Below are 16,632 nucleotides of genomic sequence, written 5' to 3'. Positions count from 1 at the left end.
AGGTGCGCCAAAGAGTTGAGATGCATTGATGGATCAATGTTCAAGCCAACACGCGACACGCTCGGCGGTGGTGCTGGCGGCCGGCGACGCCCGTCAAAGGATCACTCGGCTCCGAGTAATCCGCAGGGACGAAGATGCCGAAACTTCAACAGGTTCACTTCAAAAGACCTTGAGCATTCAGCGATTCTCTGCGGATTTTCTTCAGCAACATCTCGTCCCGACGATGGAGGAAGCGATCGGCCGGGGAAATTCATCGTGGTTTTACGAAGATGTTTTGACGGAGCTGATCTCGAAGAACGCGGATGAGATCCACGCCGTCGCCTGTCATGGGTCGCGCTGGATAGAGATCGATGACTTGGAAGACTATCGCCAAGCCCAGGTCCTGTTTTCGTCGTCTGCTAGCTCACCAAAGAGCGCCCGCCGAAGACGTTTAGCAGTGGTAGAGAACAAAAGGAATCGGAGATGAGAATCACACCCTTGGAAGAAAGACCCCGCAGTATGCTGGTCACCATCGTGGATCTCCCGAACATTGTTACCCAGATGGGGCTTTGCCTGTCCATTATCGCGATAATCAATGCGATTAGGGGCAGGTACGAACTGTCGCTAATCTTCGCGCTACTTGCAGTCGCGTCGGACTGGGTAGATGGGTGGGTGGCCACAAAGATCGGACCGAGGGCGTCTCAGATCAAGGAAATGGGCGCGAACCTTGACTCGTTTGCCGACCTCGTCAGCAGCGCGGTTTACCCATCGTCTTCGTCGTGTGCGTTTCGCCGGACGCGGTGCCGCACTGGCTAGCGGCCGTGTTTATTGCTTGTACGGGGGTTATTCGCCTGAGCTTCTTCAACGTATATGGCGCCACACACGACGGGAAGGTTTTGGGTCTACCGATCGCACATAATATACTGGTCATGGCTGCGATAGTCGTGGTGGCAAAGTGGCTACAATTTCAGACGATCTGGTCGATGGTGACCACGCTGTATTTGCTCTTCGCCGTGGCGAATGTCTCTCCATTCTATTTCCCGCGAGAAAGTCCGAACGTGTTACCGGCTGTCTTGCTGTACATCGCTGCAATGTGCTTCCTGTTGTGGCAGCTAGCGTGAGGCTTGCTTCCTTGATGGAGTTTGCGCGCAAGCATTAGATCCGCCCAAGTCGCATCCACGCTGAACTCGAAAGGGGAGCGCGATATCACCTTTGGCCGAATGCCATTCCCATGACAATCACTACGGTGATCGTCCGGTCTCGTGGCGAGCAGACGCGGCATGCTGCAGCAGTGAGGAGCTGTTGGTGAAATGTCGATTTTACATCTTGCCAGGACCAGACCTCGCCTGCGTTGGCGCCGGAGGCGGCCATCTCGGAGCTCTATCACATCAAGACCGCCGCCCAGGGTGTGCGTGAGATTTATCCGTGGAGTTGGCCGAGATCGGGCTCTCTCCATCATGCCGGAGCTTGCCAAAGATGTCGCGCCAGCTCAGCCCTGCCGCGGAGGTCTGATGCCGGCAAGTGGCTGAAGGCGAGAAGGCTTTGGCCCACTTTCGACGACGCTCGAGAGCACTTCATCGAGTGTCCGCCTGCCCCAGAAATACGAGGACCAGCCGGTCATTTCTACCATAGGCGCTGCAACAACTATTGGCTCTGGGTGCACCGACGAAGGCTATCCTGGAACCGAGAAGAGCCAGTTTTCGTCGTACACAGTTTCGACGTACCGATGCCCCTCGTCGGGAAAGATCGCGACCACCTTCTTGCCTGGGTTTCTGTGTGACCACCAATCGGCAACTCTGATGCAGCACCGCTGGTGGGGCCTAAGAATAGTCCATGGTCCCGGTGCAACTGATGAGCCGCGTAAAACGCCTCCGCACGCGTCAGCCAGTGAATCTCATCAAAGTGTCTGTGGTCGAGATTGGAAGGTACAATGTTAGTCCCGTAAAGGCGTAACCTGCCACTACGTTGTCCGAACAGAACGGACCCTGGCGCATCAACGCCAACGGCATGCAACTCGGGAAAGAGTATCCGTAGATACTTGGACGTGCCGCAGATGGATCCCCCCGATCCAACAGACCCGACCAGACAGTCGATTTCTCCTACCCTGTCGATAAGCAGTTCTGCGAATTTCGCATAGGCGATGGGATTGTCCGCGTTGGAGTAATGCGCGGGCCAATAGCTGTTCGGTATCTCTTTAAGCAACACTCCAAGCCTGTCCAACCGTGCCTGTTGAAACCCACCAGTGGGCGCCGGCTCGTCGACAATCTCCACGTGCGCGCCAAGCCCGAGAAGGCGCCGATGAAGGTGTCGGTCGAGCGTCCAGTCGCTCACCAGGATGAGTTTGTAGCCATGCTGTACGGCAAGCATGGCCAAGGCGAGAGCGGAGTTGCCCGAGGAGGATTCACAAATCGTCGCACCTGGCTTCAGCAATCCCTGCTCCACGGCCCGTTCCAGCATAAAGCGCGCAGGAAGGAGCTTCATAAGAAAGAAGCTGGCGCCATACACCCCATCGCTCAACTCGACAATTCGGGGATTCTCGAAAGCTTCAAACTTGCGCATTAGAACTCGGTTGAACACTGCTTCTCTCCAACCGGTTGCCTCGATGTTAGACGATCGAGGGCTCAAAACCCGACTTTCTCAGGTCATGCATCGCTCGTTCCATGTTGTCGGAGGTCTTTTCATTGGCTGGATCGAACATTAAGCCAACGACTGTCCCACTGTGGGCAACCTGTACACCGACTGCGCCGTGACAAACGCCGATAGTTTCGATGTCGGTAAGGCGCGGTTTTGGCAGGAACCGCTCGTTGATCCAAGCGCTCGCGGTCGCTGCTCGGCCAAGCAAGGCGAAATCGGACGCCTTGATCGCTCGACGCAAGAGGGCCCGGAGAGGACGAAAGGTTTCGATCTCCTCAGGGCTATACCGTGCCGGCTCAAATGCGAGAGTATCGACCTTTTGCCCGCCAGTTGTATCGACGCTGATCAAGTCGAAGGGCGGGAGCGAGTTTGTGAATGATTCAATCACGATCCCCTTGTGCGAAGAGCACCGCCTGCTGAGAGAACCACGTGGAATCGCATGCCGTCTCAGCGCTCACTGCAATTTTCATCACCTCATGAGGCGTTGGCTGGACATCCAGGGAATCGAGAACGGCCAAAATGCTGGCCGGCACATCGGCGGTAGATGAACCCATGCCGCGTCCAACAGGGATGTTGCTTTCGATTGTAAGGTGCCCACCAGTCCTGACCCCGGCGAATCTGTTGAGCGTGAGCTCCACGGCACGCAATGACTTTTCACAATGGCGTGGGGTTACGGACACCCGCCCCTCTGCGTTCGCCCTGAACCGTGCCTTTGAGTTGAGGTGGCGGCATGGCAGCGAGACCAAGCCGCGGCGCAAGCGAGCATCCTCGTCCTCGAAAACGCCCTGAACAAGCTCGCCATGGTGTCCGATAGCCTCACCGCGCCCATCTATCGCACGCATGAAGATTCTCCAGCTGATGAAATCGGCGTTGACGGCACAGCCGACGATCTGCCCCGCGATGACAGAGCTTCAAAAGTCGTGCCAATTGCGCCTAAAAGCTTCAGAAGAAATTTCCGCTGTCGTTCAAAGGCTTAAATGAGAGTGCAACAGGACGCGAGCCCAAACCCCACCTTGTCGCGGATCGAAAATCTACGGGAGTGTCGGATTCCCCACGTTTTCTCTCTGCCGCCGCCTACATCGTCTACCCCGGTAATTCCCGTAGCCTCCTAGTCCACAGGAACCGGTATGTCCGCAGCCTTAACCGCAACACCGACGAATACTGTCGGGCGGTCATGATCGATGGAACATGTCGAGCGGTCGAAACGCCGTGGCTGACAAGCGGCTCAGCGCCACTCCAAAGCGCTCCCTCCCTTTCGTCAATCTGGTCCAACAGCCGCTGGCCAGTCCACCCCCCTGAATTCAGCGCCTGAATTTCTGAGGGCCCTGCCGCTCGTTCCTCAAAGGCACGCGTTGCACGCATTCGACGTTGCCACTTTTTTGGCCGAACGCGCGGAAGATGGATTGCAACGCCTCTGTGCAAATCCGATCGTCACGTCTGCAACGATGAGCACGAGCCTGCCGGCAGTGGAGCAGACAGACTTCCATTGTCGCGTGTCGTACCCTGCCTTGCACGTTTCTGTCCGGCCAAACCATCTGGCCGCACAATTGCACTCAAGGGCGCCAGCAACACAAGCTCGGTCTCGCCATCAATGGCGCACACAGGGTTGGACAGGAGTGCCTTATGGAGCCTCGTTCACCTGCGGAACGCCGAGCTGTTTGCCATCGCGTAGAAGTTCGGTATCGGCTCGGCACCGATGTGATCTTAGAGTTCTTGGCGGGCGACCTCTTCAGACACCTCCTGTTGGAGCTTCGTACCGTGCGACAGGCGACGGCCAAGAGCCGCAATGAATTGCTCGTAGCGCTCTCCACCCTTAGCTCGTGCTGCCACCTGCGCTGTATCTGGCAGTGGAACTGTGGAATTTAGCCAGAACCGAATAAACAGGGCCAGAGTTTCGCTCGTGATCTCCAGATCCCGCTCAACCCGGTGAAGGCTACGATCGATCCGATCGAGGCGTCTCGTGACCGCCGCCTCTTTGCGCTCATCTGCATCAGGCGAGAGGAAAGAGGCAATGGCGGCCTCTGCGATGAGCGAAGCAGATTGCCCTCGCCGATCTGCAAAATCTGAAAGCCGGCGCTTCAGATCTAACTCGAGATAGACCGACAGCCGCTGCTTCTTGTCTGAACGCACTGCCATGTCTCACAAATCCAAACCGTCGCCTGGGTCCATCGAAATCTGTCGAGCGACCTGGCGCATTCGGTGCGAAAGCGCACGATCTGCGGCGACATCGCCTTCCGGCTCGTCGGTATCCAAGTCGAACTCATTGATTGGCGGGACCATTCGTTCCGGTACGATCTCCTTGTAATCCTCCAGTGCCGGCTCGCGTCGAAGGCCTGCAGTCGCCGTGTCGTCGCTCGGATTGGAGCTTTCCGGCCGAGGTCCTTTCGCACTCGTGGTGCAGATGTCGACAGTTGTCGATTTGACCTCCGTATTCCCCAAGCTCGACCAGTCATCCGTTGCGGCGCGAATCTCGCCGAGCCCGTCGATCGCTGGAGCAGGCAGAACACGTTCCCTGAACCGCCCATCTTCAAAGTACCGTGCCTTCTTCGTTCGAATCGGGGAGATGCCGGCTACCATTACGATCTCATCGTCGGGCGGAAGCTGCATGACTTCGCCTGGTGTGAGTAGCGGTCTTGCCGTCTCCGAGCGCGAGACCATCAGGTGCGATAGCCAGGGCGCCAGCCGATGGCCGGCGTAGTTCTGCATCGCGCGCATCTCGGTCGCAGTGCCGAGCGAGTCGGAGACGCGCTTGGCGGTCCGCTCATCGTTGGTGGCGAAACTCACCCGCACGTGGCAGTTGTCGAGAATGGAATTATTGGGGCCGTAGGCCTTTTCGATCTGATTAAGACTCTGAGCAATGAGAAATGCCTTGATGCCGTAGCCAGCCATGAAGGCCAGCGCGCTCTCGAAGAAGTCGAGCCGGCCGAGAGCGGGAAACTCGTCGAGCATCATCAGCATACGGTGCCGGGCATCGCGCGAATGAAGATCCTCAGTCAATCGCCGGCCGATCTGGTTGAGCACGAGTCGCACCAGCGGCTTGGTCCTCGATATGTCGGACGGCGGTACGACCAGAAAGAGCGTCGTCGGTTTTGCCCCTCCTACGATATCGGCGATCCGCCAGTCGCATCGGCGGGTGACGGTTGCCACAACGGGATCGCGGTAGAGCCCCAGAAACGACATGGCCGTCGACAGCACACCGGAACGTTCGTTGTCGGATTTGTTGAGCAGCTCCCGTGCAGAACCGGCGATGACGGGATGTGGGCCGTTCTTTCCTAGATGTTGCGTTGTCATCATCGCCGCGAGAGTCGACTCGATCGGCCGGCGCGGATCGGAAAGGAAGGCCGCGACGCCCGCGAGCGTCTTGTCCTTCTCGGAATAGAGGACATGCAGGATCGCGCCGACCAAAAGCGAGTGGGACGTCTTCTCCCAATGGTTCCGCTTTTCGAGAGAGCCTTCCGGGTCAACCAGGACGTCGGCAACATTTTGGACGTCCCTCACCTCCCATTCGCCTTTCCGCACTTCCAGCAGCGGATTGTAGGCGGCCGATTTGGGATTGGTCGGATCGAAGAGCAGGACCCGGCCGTGCCTAGCGCGAAAGCCGGCTGTCAGCTCCCAATTCTCGCCCTTGATGTCGTGAACGATGGCCGAGCCCGGCCAGGTGAGCAGGGTCGGCACCACAAGACCGACGCCCTTGCCGGATCGCGTCGGCGCGAAGCAGAGCACATGCTCGGCGCCGTCGTGACGGAGGTAGGCGTCGTCATAGCGACCGAGCACGACGCCGTCATCGCCGAGCAGGCCAGCCTTCTCGATCTCCTCGCGTTCAGCCCAGCGGGCGGATCCGTACGTATGAACGTCGTTCGCCTCGCGCGCCCGCCAGATCGACATGGCGACAGCCGCCGCAATCGCAAGCAGCCCACCGGAGGCGGCAAGCACGCCCCCTTCGAGAAAAACGTGCGGCGCATAGGCGTCATAGAAGTACCACCACCAAAACAGCGCAGGCGGCGGATAGACGGGCAGGTTTGCCAGCTCGAACCACGGCAGCCCCAGTTGCGGTTGGAAGCCGAGCCGCCATGCCGTCCACTGAGTCGCGCCCCAGATGGCGACAAGCACGATAAGTAAGACGACGATGATCTGGCTCCAGAGCACGCGCGTGGCTGGCAAGGCGATCTCTTCCTTCTGCAACCGAAGCAATGCTGCAGTGGAAAGGCATCAAGACATGCTTCGCAACGCGCCAGGCAGCCGGTGTCGTAGCGGAGAGAACGTGCTCGTAAAAATACTTGTCCCTTGCAGTTCAAAGACCGAGCCCGCGTTTTCGGCCGAAGCTCCAGTCGATCCCCCCGTCTACTCGGGCAATGCCGGAGATATGTTGGCCGATATGCTTCTCCATGGAGGGCGTCCACGGCACGAGCTTGAAACCGAGCCCGTCGTCGATCATGGCGAAGCGACCGGAGGCAAGCGTCAAGCGATGGCGATAGGTGCCGGAGACATAGTCCCCTTGAGCCGCCTGCTGCAACGGCATGCCCAAGTCATGAGCGAGCTTCTCGCCGAGCGCGTCAAGCTCGCGCTGGCGGAGAGTGCTAAGCAGGTCGCGGGCAAAAACTACCCTCCCCGCCTCGCGACGCGCAAGTCCCTCCCCGATCAGATGTTCGGTACGCGCCTCTATCGCCTGTCTTACCTCAAGTCCGAAGCCGCCTCCGAGATCACTTGGGCCGCGTGCAATCAACTGGCGATCGAGCCAAGTCGCGCCATCGGCCCTGATCTGTGCCGCAAGCGAGAGATCAGAGCGCACTGCCAGCGCCACGCGCGACTCGCCTCTCGCACTCTGAAACATCCGCAATTCGACGATGGAACCCGGTGCGCTGTCGCCCGTCGCTTCGAGGTCGGGAACCCGGATGTGATGGATGCGGCCGTCGATGCCGTCGACGACGGCAAAGGCGGTGCCACGCAGTTCGTCGTCAAGGCCGCGTTCGACCAGCCGGCCGATAACCGGCGCGTCCTGCGCCTCGCCAGCAAGCACAAAATCGGCAGCACCACGCTCGATTCCCTGCTCCGAGAGGAGCCGATGCATCCGCTTGATGATGTCGCCGCGGGTGCCGAGCTCCCGCAAGATGGCTTCGGCTTCTTCGGCGACGATCCATTGGCCGGGACCAACGGTTTGCGCAAGGCCAAGACGTTCGAGATAGCGAAGCCGGCCTACCTTTTGGACCAGATATTCGTCGGGCTGCGCATCCGCTGACGGCGCCACATCGATAATACCATGGGCGTTAGCGTCCTGGATAAGCTGTCGGTCCAGTTGAGTCCAGCGGTCCACGTCGATCTGGCGGTCGAGCGAACGATTGATGTCAAGATCGGTTCGCGGCCCCATCTCCTGCGTGACGAGGTCCTGTGCCCGGTCACGGAGACCGGATCGGATATAGTCGCGGTTGATGACGAGGTCCTGGCCGTCGTCCGTGCGTCCGCGCAGGATCACGTGGACATGCGGATTGTCAGTGTTCCAATGATCGACCCCAATCCAGTCGAGCCTGGTGGCGAGGTCCTTCTCGGCCTGGCTCATCAGTTCGCGGGTGAAGCGCCTCAGGTCCTCCATGTCGGCCGCGTCTTCCGGCGAGACGATGAACCGGAAATGATGCCGGTCATCCTCGCACCGCTCGGCGAACTCTTTCGCATCGACGTTGTCGCTGTCGGGGCCGAACATGTGCGCCTTTTCACCGTCGCGGGTGACGCCGTCGCGCCGCAGATAGTCGAGATGCCGCGACAGAGGCGCACGACGGCCATTGTTACGCACGACCCGCGCCTTGACCGTGCAAAGCCGCGTCCGGTTGGTGATGAAGCGATTGGCGCGGACGCTTGCGACACGGCCGCGCGCGAAGCTCGGGCTGCGGCCGTTGCCCCTGCTGATCTTGCCGGATGGAGAGACACGACCGCCAGCCTTCTGAGCGGCGGCAAGCGCTTGCGCAATGAAGGGCCTTGTCCGCTGGCTTTTAGATGATCGGATGCGGCCAGGCCGGACGCGGAAATCATCGTCCCTGGTCATCAAGAAATACGGCGCGAGGTGCGCAATGCATTGTAGCAGCAGGGTAATTTGCCAGTGCGCACATCGCGTTTCGCGCTGACGATGTGCGCAAATGGCCAGAAAACCCAATCAAAACAACCGACCGTCCAAGCCGCGATGTGCGGTCTTTTATCTTGCCATGCCCGGGTTGGTTCCCTCGCTCCCCCGCTCCTTTCCGCTAAGACTACCATCGCCTTCGCGCCAGCGCTCAGAACCACGCTGCTCACCGTTGGCCCTCCCACACCGCCGCGCGTCCAACGAACAGACCACCGGAGGCCGGCACGAGCGCCGATAAATCGACAATAGCGAGCTCGTGCTCCGAGCGGCCGAAGGTCAGTGGGCGGGCTTCGTGACGAGAACTGTTTGGGTGAGTTCGCTGCACGACAAACAACGGTGAACCGACCCAACGACTGCGCTCTGAACGCGCGGTGTTTTGCACGACGGACGGCGCTTCCGTGTCGATCATGGGCGCGACCTTCGCAACATAGTCAACGGTCTCGAAGGGCAGTGGGTCGCCGGTTACGAGGTGTTTTTCGTAGCGACCGGGGCCTCCATTGTAAGCTGCCAGGAAACCAGGCGAACCGTAGAGATCATGCAGTTCAGCGAGGTAAACAGCGCCCGCCAGAATGTTGTCGCGCGGATCGAAAGCGTCCTTACCCAAGCGATAACGAGTGCGCAATTCATGCCACGTCGCCGGCATGATCTGCATCAGCCCCATCGCACCTTTCGGCGAGACCGCGGCCGGGTTGTTCCGGCTTTCGACATGCATGACGGCGCGTATCCAGCGCTCGGGAATGGCGAAGCGTTTGGCGGCCTCGGCGACGAAGCGGGCATAGGGATCGGACGACGGGGAAACGGACGCACGGTTCGCGAACCGATCATTCGACGGCGGATCGGCGGATGCAACGCCAGGCAGAGAGACGATTATTGTGAGTGCGATCGGCAAGGCCATGATCGCTCGCATGACCGGGCCAACGCCATCTTCTCGAACTGCTGCGAGCCTGCCATCGTGCTCGCTGCGGCCAAGGGCGAGGCTTTGCCGGCGGTCAAGATTTTCCGGACGGGCATCGCCGGAAGACATGCCCGCCTTCCGGAAAACTGGCCGCCGCCCTTGACCTTCGCTGCGCGCGCCGGCTGTCGCGAAGACGATCGGGTTGAGGGGATTAATCGGTGCACAATCGATCACGGGGATTGAGCCTGAAGAATGGCGAGAACGACTATGCGCATGGCTCAGCCCTGTTCGTCGCGCCGGACATTTCGCGTCCAATGAAGATTCCAGACATCCTTCCTGGTATCAGACTCGAACAAACGCGCGCGGATCGGCTCGATGAAAGATGGATCATCGATTGCGACCGAAAGATAGCTGCCGGCGCGCTCACCAGTGCGATCCCATGCCGCTCCGACTTCCTGACCAGCGGCAAAGACGCGGTGGTTTGGCGCGTTCTCGACGTCCGTCTCGTCAGCCGGCAAGATCGTGATTTCGGTGTCGAGAGTGAGCGTGCGAATGCGCCCGAAGAAGCCGTCATCCTTGCGCGTGAAGGTTCCGATATGAGTCATTGCGGTTGCCTTTCGTGGGCTGATGAAGTGGATTGGGAAGGTTCGTCGATGGTCCAGACGGAAACGGCGCGACCGATGACGGTCGAAAGCGGAAGCGCCCCGAAATACCGGCTGTCGAGACTGCCGGGCACGTCCCAGTTCATGAAGAAGGCCTGGTCTTGTCGAAGCGTGACGCAGCCCTGCCAAACGGGCAGAGGACGGTCGCGGCTGTCGTGGTCGAGCGCGACGCCGTAGACTGCGTCGTAGGCGGTGATCGTTCCGCCTTCACGGCAGACCGTGGTGCCCGCAAGTGCCAGCACGCGCTTCAAGAGCGGTACGCCCTTCGGCAGATACTGGCGTTGATCGAGGAAGCTGGCGACGTTGTCGGGGGGCATGACCACGGCCAGATCGGTGACGTTGATATGATCCGTCGTCTCGACACGATAGAGCCCGACCGGCGCACTGGCAGAGGCGTTCCAGATCAGCTTCTTCTGCGGCTGGAGGATAGCAAAAGCCGTCGCTGCAAGAGCCGAGACATAGGTTGCAATGATCCAGGAAAAGCGCGTCATCGTGCTTCTCCGTCCGCGGAAGGATCGCCGATGGCCGCCCGCTTGAGCCAGGCGCGGTGCTGCTCGTGCGAATAGCAGCGGAAGGGCTCATTGACGCTCAGGCGATTGTGGAGATGCCGCCAATGCTCGGGCGCGACATCAGCGGGATCGATGCCGAGCGCCTCAATCGCGTCGATCGCGATGAGCACGGTTTCGACCTTAGCCCAGTTATGGAGGCGCAGGAGAATGTCGCCTCCCGGCCGAACGAACGGCAGGGTCTGGTACGCTTCGCCGGCATAGACGGCACGCACGATATCGATACGGGAGATCACCGTGCCGTAGTCGTTCGCCGCCCAACGCACAAAGGCGAAGACGCTGCCTGACGCAAATCCGACGATGCGTCTTTCCCGTCCGAGCCTTTGCTCGGCGGCGAACTTTCCGAAGCGGATCCAGTGCTCGATCCGTCCTTTGCGCCATGTGAGCTCGACCAACGTCGCTCCCACGGGAAAGCCGTCAGGCTTCGGGTACCCCTTCATGGCGCTTCTCCCACGTGCTCCACAGCAGCAGATTTGCGGGGGTGCGTTAGGAAGAATCCGAAGGATTCTTTGTTAGGTATGTTAAAAGGGGCCGGAATTCCTTTTCTGATTCCGAAGCTTAAGACCGGTCCGCGTTCCTGATAGCACGGGAATGGCGTTCCCGATGGCACGGGCTTGAGTGTTCCCGATAGCACGGGCCCATCCACAGCTTGTCCACTGCTGCCTCTTTCACGGATCGGCGGGAAACGGCTCATGATAACGCTCCCGCAACGCGCTGTGTGACGGGACACTCCGGGCTCACCGGTCGGAAGGTCAGACGCTCGCACCCGTTCGGGTCGATGGAAAGCGCGAGCCGGTAGCCCGGAAGCGGCTGACGGCCGACGATGGACCTGATCTCGAAACGGAAGCGCCGGAGTGGTGATAGGCTGCCGGATTTCAGATGCAGGTGCTTAAGATCGAAGCTCCAGCCCCATGTCTGACGTCCTGCGTGCTTGCGCACTAGGCGGTAAAGCCAGCGCTCGAGGCCACCCGTCAGGCTGAAGTAGGCCGGGTCGATGGTCAGGATCAGCGCATTGTCGATAACGCCGGCATAAAACCAGTCCGCAAGGATCAGCTCGATGCCAAGGGGTCGGCCGGCGGCATCCAGCCGCTCCTTCCATTCGGAGATCCACGAGAAGCGATGGCGCCGCCGTTCGGACAGTTGGCGGATCGAGGTAACGACAGTAGTGGACTGCAATCGATCGAAAGCCGCTTTCAGCCGTTCATAGCTGCGGGCGGAGTCGTCGCGGCTGATGAAAGTGAGAATCTCATAGGGTGTTGCCGACATGAAGCGCGACGTGCGCAGGCCCTTGTCGCGCGCCTCCACAATCTGCGAAGCGGCCCATATCAGAATGTCTGCGTCCCAAATAGTCGCCATGCCGTGCTCTGCGGTCGCCTCGACGCGGAGCCAGACGTCCCCCATGCGGAAGTCGATCGGCGTCACGCGGCGGGACTTGGCAAGCGAGAAGAATGGCCATGACATCAGGTCCTGAGCATCGCGCGTAGCAATTCCGCCGCCACGTGCCTGGAACAGTTCGAGCTGCTCGCCTTGATATGTCCGGTGCAATGTCATGTTTATCGCCCGGGGCTCAGCGCAAGACGGCGGCCGTGCCGCCGGTTATACGCGGCCGCGGCGCGCTTTCCTTCGATCTGGGATGCGCCGTCGACTTGCGGGCGGCGGCCTCGACCCAGGCTTGAAGGTCGGCGACCGAGTAGACGACCCGGCCCCCAAGCTTCCGGTATATCGGGCCGGTTCCCTCGCAGCGGTGCTTTTCGAGGGTTCGGGGAGAAAGATCGAGCAGTTGAGCAGCCTCGGGTGTGCGCACGAAGCGCGGCCAGTCAGGATCGGTTTTCTGTTGCATTGTGGGGCCTCCGTCGCAACCGCCACGGAACGGGCGGGTCGGTTGCGACGATGGCGAAGGTCACAAGGCAGGGCGGAGTGACAGAATGCGTGGGTTCGTGGGAACGTCCCCCTGCAATGGAGAAGGACGAGCCAAGCCGACGTGATCTTGGCTTAAAAGATGTTGCATGCCCCTTCATGGCGTTGGCGGCCAGTCGATCCTGGCCGTCATCGCTCGCGGGCAGGAAGAGATGAGAGCCGCCCCGTCGGACGCTTCGCGCTCCATTTTCATGATTCGGCGGGAGAATGCGATCGCGGCTTCGAGGCCGTCGATCAGCATGAAGCGCGTTGGAAAATTCGTCCTCAGCGCCGAAGCGGTTGGCGAGAACCACGAGCCGAAAGCCCGAGAGCATTCGTAAACAGTGCGAGATGGTCGAATTCAGATATGTGTCATCTCCTTTCGTGTCTCTGACGAAAGGAGCCCACGCTGTAGACCAGAGCGGTCAAGGACCGCGGAACGCAGCCGCAGTGCGGCGAGCGGGGAGTCGATTTTCTGGTGCCGTCGCGAAGCGGCCCGAGCCATGCGAGGGAAGGCGCCAGAAAATTGGAGGAGAGCGCGATGGCCTTGACGCCGGATGGGCTGGCGTAAACTGGGACGTCAGAGAGAGGAGAGCCACGGCGCCGCCAGGCGCCGTGGCCTTATCCGACGACCAGCCGGCGGGCATCACCCTATTCGGAACCAGGTTTCAAAAGGCGGCTATAGCCTCCCTCGATCAGGGCGCGTGCGGCTTTCAAGAGGCGGTGGACCCTGCGGCGCTCCGGCGTATTTTTCCAGTCGATGGAGCGCAGCGTCTTGAGGTCCGGATTGAGAAGGACGCTCGCAACCTCTTGCCGGGCTGCACCCTTGCTGACGCCATCCCAGGCACGCAGCATCAGGCTGAAGCGGTGAACCCGGTAGGGCGAGAAGCGTTGCCAGCGCGGCCACGGACGGGATGCGTTGCGCGAGAGCCAGCGGTGCCATCGCTGCAGGCTCAGCAGGCGCTCGGAAAGATGAGCGTCGAGCGGAATGACGACAGCGGCCTTGAGCGGCGCATCGCCGTTCGGAAACCACAGTCGATGAAGACCATCGGCATCCGGGATGCACACATGGAAGCCGTCGCGAAGAACGGCGTTTGCAATCGGCAAGGCTCCGGGGTCGAGGGAAAGGCAGTCCTCGAAACCGGGCGGCGCCGGCGCGACGATAAGCGTTGCCGGATAGAGCTGCGGTACCCAGATGGGGTTGGAATTGCTGGCGGGCCGGTACGGGTTAACGGGGAAACATGACACCCCACCGCCGGGTCAAGCCCTCCCTCGCCGCAACGAGCGCGTGAGTGTCCTTGGAACTCTCGTCCGTTGCGGCCTTGTAATCGGCCCGATACTCGTCATTGCGTCTGAGAAATTCGAAGCTGATACCGCCTCGATCCAAACGGCCAAGTTCCTGTTCGAACTTCGGCGAGCGCCAATCCTCTAATGGTTCCATCGGCAAATCCCTTTCCGGATGCGAACATGAGAGAGTCGCTCATCTATTCATCGCGCCGGGAGGGGAACAACCCCGAAATTTGGAATGGCGCCCCCGCACAATTCCCTCAAAAAAATGCGTATCTTGATGAATGGCGGCAACGTGGCGTTCCCGGAACATCATTGCATGCGGGGATCGAGCAGGTGACGGTAACCGACCTCCGTCATCCAGCGGGCGCGAGCAAGGTGGGTGTTGTGAATACGTTTTGCCCGGACAGGATCGGCCTCAGGATCGATGCCGAAGATGATCTTGACCGCCTCGCGCCAGTCAGCGCCTTCCGCGTCGGCGTCGAGCAGGCGGAGATAGGTTGAGAAGTGAGCTTCATCGTAGTCGTTCACTCTCTCGGTCAGAGGGGGGCCGTCTTCGCGCAAGGGCTTGCTCATCGATCAGTCCTCACTATGCGGGCGCCCGTTCCAGTCGGGCTGCAACCCATCGGCCGAGGTAAGAGTTTCATAACGCCAACTTTCTGGCAAGTCCGGAATGCGGTTATCGCTGAAATGAACGAACAGTTGCAGTTGTAAAGACCATTGAAACCCGAAGGTGTTTGAAGTCCCATTCGACGGGCTGATGAAGCGATGGGCTTGCCGCTTCGAGCTCAAAATTTCGGCTTGCCTTATACCACATCCGTGACGAATAGGAATGATCGTTCCTAGAACGATCATTCCTAGTCTGTTTCCCATCAGCCATGGACTTGAAGGACGCCATGGCGGTCAATCTGCGTCGCATTCGCCACGCGAAGAAACTGACCCAGGAGGAACTGGCGGCGCAGGCTGGGTTGAGCATGCGTTATGTCGGCGCGATCGAACGTGCAAGAGTGTCCGCCAGTGTCACAGTCCTCGGGCGCATCGCAGATTGCCTTGGCGTCGATCCGTGTGACCTTTTGCGACGCACATCTTAGCAGACTGTCCTGACAGTGCTTTCGCGAGCGGGCGGAAGCGCCGCAATTACCTCTTGCGAAACAAGAATACGGCTATGCGGTAATGGAGGGTTCTCGCTTTGCTCAAATGCGGCAGGTTCCAGAGCAACAGGGTTGACTTGCGGCGGGCCGAAGGACCGGAAGCGAAAACTTGCTTCGCTTCCGGTCCTCTGCGCGTTTCAAGCAGGCCCTTGCCTTTGCCTCTACATCAAGGCACGTAGCCTGATGCGACTTGGTGGTGGGCCGACATGCCGTGCATGACCGAGATCGATTCCGGCGGGCACGCGCGAACACTCAGGCCGGGCCCGCTCCCTAAGCATCACCTCTTTCAGGAAGGCGGTCTGGTTGCTCTTCCTGAATTTTCCATTGAAATCGAGCCCTTGTTTGCAACGTTCTATAAGGCGTTCTGCATCGTCTCGACGCCGATGCTCCATCTTTCGGGGACTCCGGAAGGGCCAGGAACCAGGGCTAGTCCCGACATTGCGCCTGGAAGCAACCGTTAAACGCTGCAATGAAGGCGTCCTTGTCGACTTCCGAGGTCGTGGAAGTCCAGGACAACAGCGTTGGCATGGGCCATAGGTCGGGATGGTGGGACATGAATTCGTTCCGTCCAGCCGCACGGCCAGCCGACCTGCTGGCACACCCGCCGGCTCCCGCTTCCGAGCAGGGCTCAAAGCTTCGGCGAATTACGTCCTGCAGCATCTCCCCAAGTCCAGCGTCAGTTGACGTCGAGGTCAAAAAACGTCGAAACGCTGAAGCATATTTTTAAGCTGGACGTTCTGCAGATAAAGCTTTTGGGCCAGCAGGCGTCGTTAATTTCCTCGTCGAGGATTGCCACTTCATCGAAGAACGGATCCCCGGCGGACGAGAGTTGTACGCTTTGAGACTCATTTGTGGCGACAGCGCTCTGCGCAATCACGTGGGGGCTTTCTTCGCACGCTCTCGACGCCTCATCCCCGGTTTTCTTTGGGACGGTGTGCTTGCCTCGCCTTTATCCCCCGATGCATCCGCCTCGACACCCGAATGATGGGCTTCATTGGACGCAGGGGATTGAGCCTTTTCAATATCAATCGGCAGGCCCGTTGCCTGCGCGACAGTGGGATCGCCGTTCGCCTTACCCGATACCATTGGTACTTGATCAACAGCGATATCCGCATCGTGATCAGGTGTGCTGGACGCTTCCGTTGGATCATCGGACGGAAGTGCTGAGCTGTTCCGCTTCGCTTTCAAGAGCCTCGGGATCAGTGTCGTGTCCAATCGAATTCTCTTGCACTTTCGTCGGTTTTCGCCGCGACGTCAGTTGAGCAAGGAACTTCCAAGGTGTTTTCATAGTGTTCCCCCCAACCTTGAGCAAAACCTGGACTGCAATCGCGCTGCAGCTATCGTTTCCTCACACGCCCTTCGGGCCGGGCACCATGACGTGACTGCCGGCGAATATCTCCCCTGCTGAGGATGGACTGAGGCCATCCTCTCTACAAGCGGCCTTTTCGATGAC

21 protein-coding genes and 1 pseudogene are annotated in these 16,632 nt (G+C 59.8%); 5 read left to right on the top strand and 17 right to left on the bottom strand.

Annotation, left to right across the window (positions count from 1 at the left end; genetic code table 11):
* Positions 1-28 precede the first annotated feature (28 nt).
* Together QN219_RS23070 and QN219_RS34220 are read left to right on the top strand one after the other, a co-directional pair.
* Positions 29-466 (top strand): hypothetical protein, encoded by a 438-nt coding sequence (locus tag QN219_RS23070; RefSeq protein ID WP_284002399.1) that lies wholly within the window; start codon positions 29-31, stop codon positions 464-466.
* Positions 463-795 (top strand): CDP-alcohol phosphatidyltransferase family protein, encoded by a 333-nt coding sequence (locus QN219_RS34220; RefSeq protein WP_405052189.1) that lies wholly within the window; start codon positions 463-465, stop codon positions 793-795. Before QN219_RS23070 ends, QN219_RS34220 begins: the two co-directional genes overlap by 4 nt.
* Before the next feature lie 828 nt (positions 796-1,623).
* On the opposite strand, the gene QN219_RS23065 is transcribed toward QN219_RS34220, so the two are convergent.
* The 12 genes from QN219_RS23065 to QN219_RS23010 form a co-directional block, all read right to left on the bottom strand.
* Positions 1,624-2,538, bottom strand: a complete 915-nt coding sequence (locus QN219_RS23065) for a pyridoxal-phosphate dependent enzyme (protein ID WP_284002397.1) — start codon at positions 2,536-2,538, stop codon at positions 1,624-1,626.
* A gap of 46 nt (positions 2,539-2,584) precedes the next feature.
* The gene (locus tag QN219_RS23060) at positions 2,585-2,962 is read right to left on the bottom strand and encodes a hypothetical protein (RefSeq protein ID WP_284002396.1); all 378 of its coding nucleotides are present in this window, start codon (positions 2,960-2,962) and stop codon (positions 2,585-2,587) included.
* 31 nt (positions 2,963-2,993) lie between these two features.
* Entirely contained in the window at positions 2,994-3,455 is a 462-nt protein-coding gene (locus tag QN219_RS23055) for a hypothetical protein (RefSeq protein WP_284002395.1), read from the bottom strand.
* A gap of 862 nt (positions 3,456-4,317) precedes the next feature.
* On the bottom strand, positions 4,318-4,749 hold the full coding sequence (locus tag QN219_RS23050) for a CopG family transcriptional regulator (protein ID WP_284002394.1): 432 nt from the start codon (positions 4,747-4,749) through the stop codon (positions 4,318-4,320).
* 3 nt (positions 4,750-4,752) lie between these two features.
* The gene (locus tag QN219_RS23045) at positions 4,753-6,774 is read right to left on the bottom strand and encodes a conjugal transfer protein TraG (RefSeq protein WP_284002393.1); all 2,022 of its coding nucleotides are present in this window, start codon (positions 6,772-6,774) and stop codon (positions 4,753-4,755) included.
* A 130-nt stretch (positions 6,775-6,904) separates the two neighbouring features.
* Positions 6,905-8,647, bottom strand: coding sequence for a VirD2 family relaxase/mobilization nuclease (locus QN219_RS23040; RefSeq protein WP_284002392.1), 1,743 nt, complete (start codon positions 8,645-8,647; stop codon positions 6,905-6,907).
* Between the two features lie 241 nt (positions 8,648-8,888).
* Positions 8,889-9,746 carry a lytic transglycosylase domain-containing protein gene (locus tag QN219_RS23035; RefSeq protein ID WP_284002390.1) on the bottom strand — a complete coding sequence of 286 codons (858 nt, stop codon included), beginning with the start codon at positions 9,744-9,746 and terminating at the stop codon, positions 8,889-8,891.
* Positions 9,747-9,895: 149 nt separating this feature from the next.
* Positions 9,896-10,222 carry a DUF736 domain-containing protein gene (locus QN219_RS23030; protein ID WP_284002388.1) on the bottom strand — a complete coding sequence of 109 codons (327 nt, stop codon included), beginning with the start codon at positions 10,220-10,222 and terminating at the stop codon, positions 9,896-9,898.
* Complete coding sequence (locus QN219_RS23025) at positions 10,219-10,770, bottom strand: S26 family signal peptidase (RefSeq protein WP_284002386.1); 552 nt, start codon at positions 10,768-10,770, stop codon at positions 10,219-10,221. Before QN219_RS23025 ends, QN219_RS23030 begins: the two co-directional genes overlap by 4 nt.
* Positions 10,767-11,285: a DUF2840 domain-containing protein gene (locus QN219_RS23020; protein WP_284002384.1), complete on the bottom strand. Its 519-nt coding sequence runs from the start codon at positions 11,283-11,285 to the stop codon at positions 10,767-10,769. The genes QN219_RS23025 and QN219_RS23020 overlap by 4 nt, the downstream gene beginning before the upstream one ends.
* Positions 11,286-11,535: 250 nt before the next feature.
* Positions 11,536-12,396: a replication initiator protein A gene (locus tag QN219_RS23015; protein ID WP_284002382.1), complete on the bottom strand. Its 861-nt coding sequence runs from the start codon at positions 12,394-12,396 to the stop codon at positions 11,536-11,538.
* Between the two features lie 16 nt (positions 12,397-12,412).
* Positions 12,413-12,685, bottom strand: coding sequence for a helix-turn-helix domain-containing protein (locus QN219_RS23010; RefSeq protein ID WP_284002380.1), 273 nt, complete (start codon positions 12,683-12,685; stop codon positions 12,413-12,415).
* A 166-nt stretch (positions 12,686-12,851) separates the two neighbouring features.
* On the opposite strand from QN219_RS23010, the gene QN219_RS23005 reads away from it, so the two are divergent.
* Complete coding sequence (locus tag QN219_RS23005; protein ID WP_284002378.1) at positions 12,852-13,082, top strand: hypothetical protein; 231 nt, start codon at positions 12,852-12,854, stop codon at positions 13,080-13,082.
* Positions 13,083-13,392: 310 nt separating this feature from the next.
* On the opposite strand, the gene QN219_RS23000 is transcribed toward QN219_RS23005, so the two are convergent.
* From QN219_RS23000 to QN219_RS22985, 4 genes are all read right to left on the bottom strand, one after another.
* A complete protein-coding gene (locus tag QN219_RS23000; RefSeq protein ID WP_284002376.1) occupies positions 13,393-13,989 on the bottom strand; it encodes a DUF2285 domain-containing protein in 597 nt (198 codons plus the stop codon).
* On the bottom strand, positions 13,970-14,182 hold the full coding sequence (locus tag QN219_RS22995; RefSeq protein WP_283979493.1) for a transcriptional regulator domain-containing protein: 213 nt from the start codon (positions 14,180-14,182) through the stop codon (positions 13,970-13,972). The genes QN219_RS23000 and QN219_RS22995 overlap by 20 nt, the downstream gene beginning before the upstream one ends.
* A 158-nt stretch (positions 14,183-14,340) precedes the next feature.
* Positions 14,341-14,604 (bottom strand): DNA -binding domain-containing protein, encoded by a 264-nt coding sequence (locus QN219_RS22990; RefSeq protein ID WP_283979492.1) that lies wholly within the window; start codon positions 14,602-14,604, stop codon positions 14,341-14,343.
* 3 nt (positions 14,605-14,607) lie between these two features.
* The gene (locus tag QN219_RS22985) at positions 14,608-14,883 is read right to left on the bottom strand and encodes a hypothetical protein (RefSeq protein WP_284002375.1); all 276 of its coding nucleotides are present in this window, start codon (positions 14,881-14,883) and stop codon (positions 14,608-14,610) included.
* A 23-nt stretch (positions 14,884-14,906) separates the two neighbouring features.
* On the opposite strand from QN219_RS22985, the gene QN219_RS22980 reads away from it, so the two are divergent.
* Positions 14,907-15,119 carry a helix-turn-helix transcriptional regulator gene (locus QN219_RS22980; RefSeq protein ID WP_283979491.1) on the top strand — a complete coding sequence of 71 codons (213 nt, stop codon included), beginning with the start codon at positions 14,907-14,909 and terminating at the stop codon, positions 15,117-15,119.
* 275 nt (positions 15,120-15,394) lie between these two features.
* Complete coding sequence (locus QN219_RS22975; protein WP_284002373.1) at positions 15,395-15,640, top strand: hypothetical protein; 246 nt, start codon at positions 15,395-15,397, stop codon at positions 15,638-15,640.
* A gap of 231 nt (positions 15,641-15,871) precedes the next feature.
* On the opposite strand, the pseudogene QN219_RS34215 reads toward QN219_RS22975, so the two are convergent.
* Positions 15,872-16,467 (bottom strand): annotated as a pseudogene (locus QN219_RS34215) (hypothetical protein).
* Between the last annotated feature and the right edge of the window lie 165 nt (positions 16,468-16,632).

Origin of the sequence: Sinorhizobium sp. 8-89 (assembly GCF_030124325.1) — a bacterium.
In the GTDB taxonomy this organism is placed as follows: Bacteria; Pseudomonadota; Alphaproteobacteria; order Rhizobiales; family Rhizobiaceae; genus Sinorhizobium.
Note: the sequence above shows the minus strand (reverse complement) of the source record. Positions and strands in the feature narration are given on the sequence as shown.

What these genes read in the sequence shown, in the direction of transcription:
- QN219_RS23070 (WP_284002399.1), top strand. Translation starts at nt 29, where the DNA reads ATGGATCAATGTTCAAGCCAACACGCGACACGCTCGGCGGTGGTGCTG.
- QN219_RS34220 (WP_405052189.1), top strand. Translation starts at nt 463, where the DNA reads ATGAGAATCACACCCTTGGAAGAAAGACCCCGCAGTATGCTGGTCACC.
- QN219_RS23065 (WP_284002397.1), bottom strand. Translation starts at nt 2,538, where the DNA reads ATGCGCAAGTTTGAAGCTTTCGAGAATCCCCGAATTGTCGAGTTGAGC.
- QN219_RS23055 (WP_284002395.1), bottom strand. Translation starts at nt 3,455, where the DNA reads ATGCGTGCGATAGATGGGCGCGGTGAGGCTATCGGACACCATGGCGAG.
- QN219_RS23050 (WP_284002394.1), bottom strand. Translation starts at nt 4,749, where the DNA reads ATGGCAGTGCGTTCAGACAAGAAGCAGCGGCTGTCGGTCTATCTCGAG.
- QN219_RS23040 (WP_284002392.1), bottom strand. Translation starts at nt 8,647, where the DNA reads ATGACCAGGGACGATGATTTCCGCGTCCGGCCTGGCCGCATCCGATCA.
- QN219_RS23035 (WP_284002390.1), bottom strand. Translation starts at nt 9,746, where the DNA reads ATGTCTTCCGGCGATGCCCGTCCGGAAAATCTTGACCGCCGGCAAAGC.
- QN219_RS23030 (WP_284002388.1), bottom strand. Translation starts at nt 10,222, where the DNA reads ATGACTCATATCGGAACCTTCACGCGCAAGGATGACGGCTTCTTCGGG.
- QN219_RS23025 (WP_284002386.1), bottom strand. Translation starts at nt 10,770, where the DNA reads ATGACGCGCTTTTCCTGGATCATTGCAACCTATGTCTCGGCTCTTGCA.
- QN219_RS23020 (WP_284002384.1), bottom strand. Translation starts at nt 11,285, where the DNA reads ATGAAGGGGTACCCGAAGCCTGACGGCTTTCCCGTGGGAGCGACGTTG.
- QN219_RS23015 (WP_284002382.1), bottom strand. Translation starts at nt 12,396, where the DNA reads ATGACATTGCACCGGACATATCAAGGCGAGCAGCTCGAACTGTTCCAG.
- QN219_RS23010 (WP_284002380.1), bottom strand. Translation starts at nt 12,685, where the DNA reads ATGCAACAGAAAACCGATCCTGACTGGCCGCGCTTCGTGCGCACACCC.
- QN219_RS23005 (WP_284002378.1), top strand. Translation starts at nt 12,852, where the DNA reads ATGCCCCTTCATGGCGTTGGCGGCCAGTCGATCCTGGCCGTCATCGCT.
- QN219_RS22995 (WP_283979493.1), bottom strand. Translation starts at nt 14,182, where the DNA reads ATGGAACCATTAGAGGATTGGCGCTCGCCGAAGTTCGAACAGGAACTT.
- QN219_RS22990 (WP_283979492.1), bottom strand. Translation starts at nt 14,604, where the DNA reads ATGAGCAAGCCCTTGCGCGAAGACGGCCCCCCTCTGACCGAGAGAGTG.
- QN219_RS22985 (WP_284002375.1), bottom strand. Translation starts at nt 14,883, where the DNA reads ATGATCGTTCTAGGAACGATCATTCCTATTCGTCACGGATGTGGTATA.
- QN219_RS22980 (WP_283979491.1), top strand. Translation starts at nt 14,907, where the DNA reads ATGGACTTGAAGGACGCCATGGCGGTCAATCTGCGTCGCATTCGCCAC.
- QN219_RS22975 (WP_284002373.1), top strand. Translation starts at nt 15,395, where the DNA reads ATGACCGAGATCGATTCCGGCGGGCACGCGCGAACACTCAGGCCGGGC.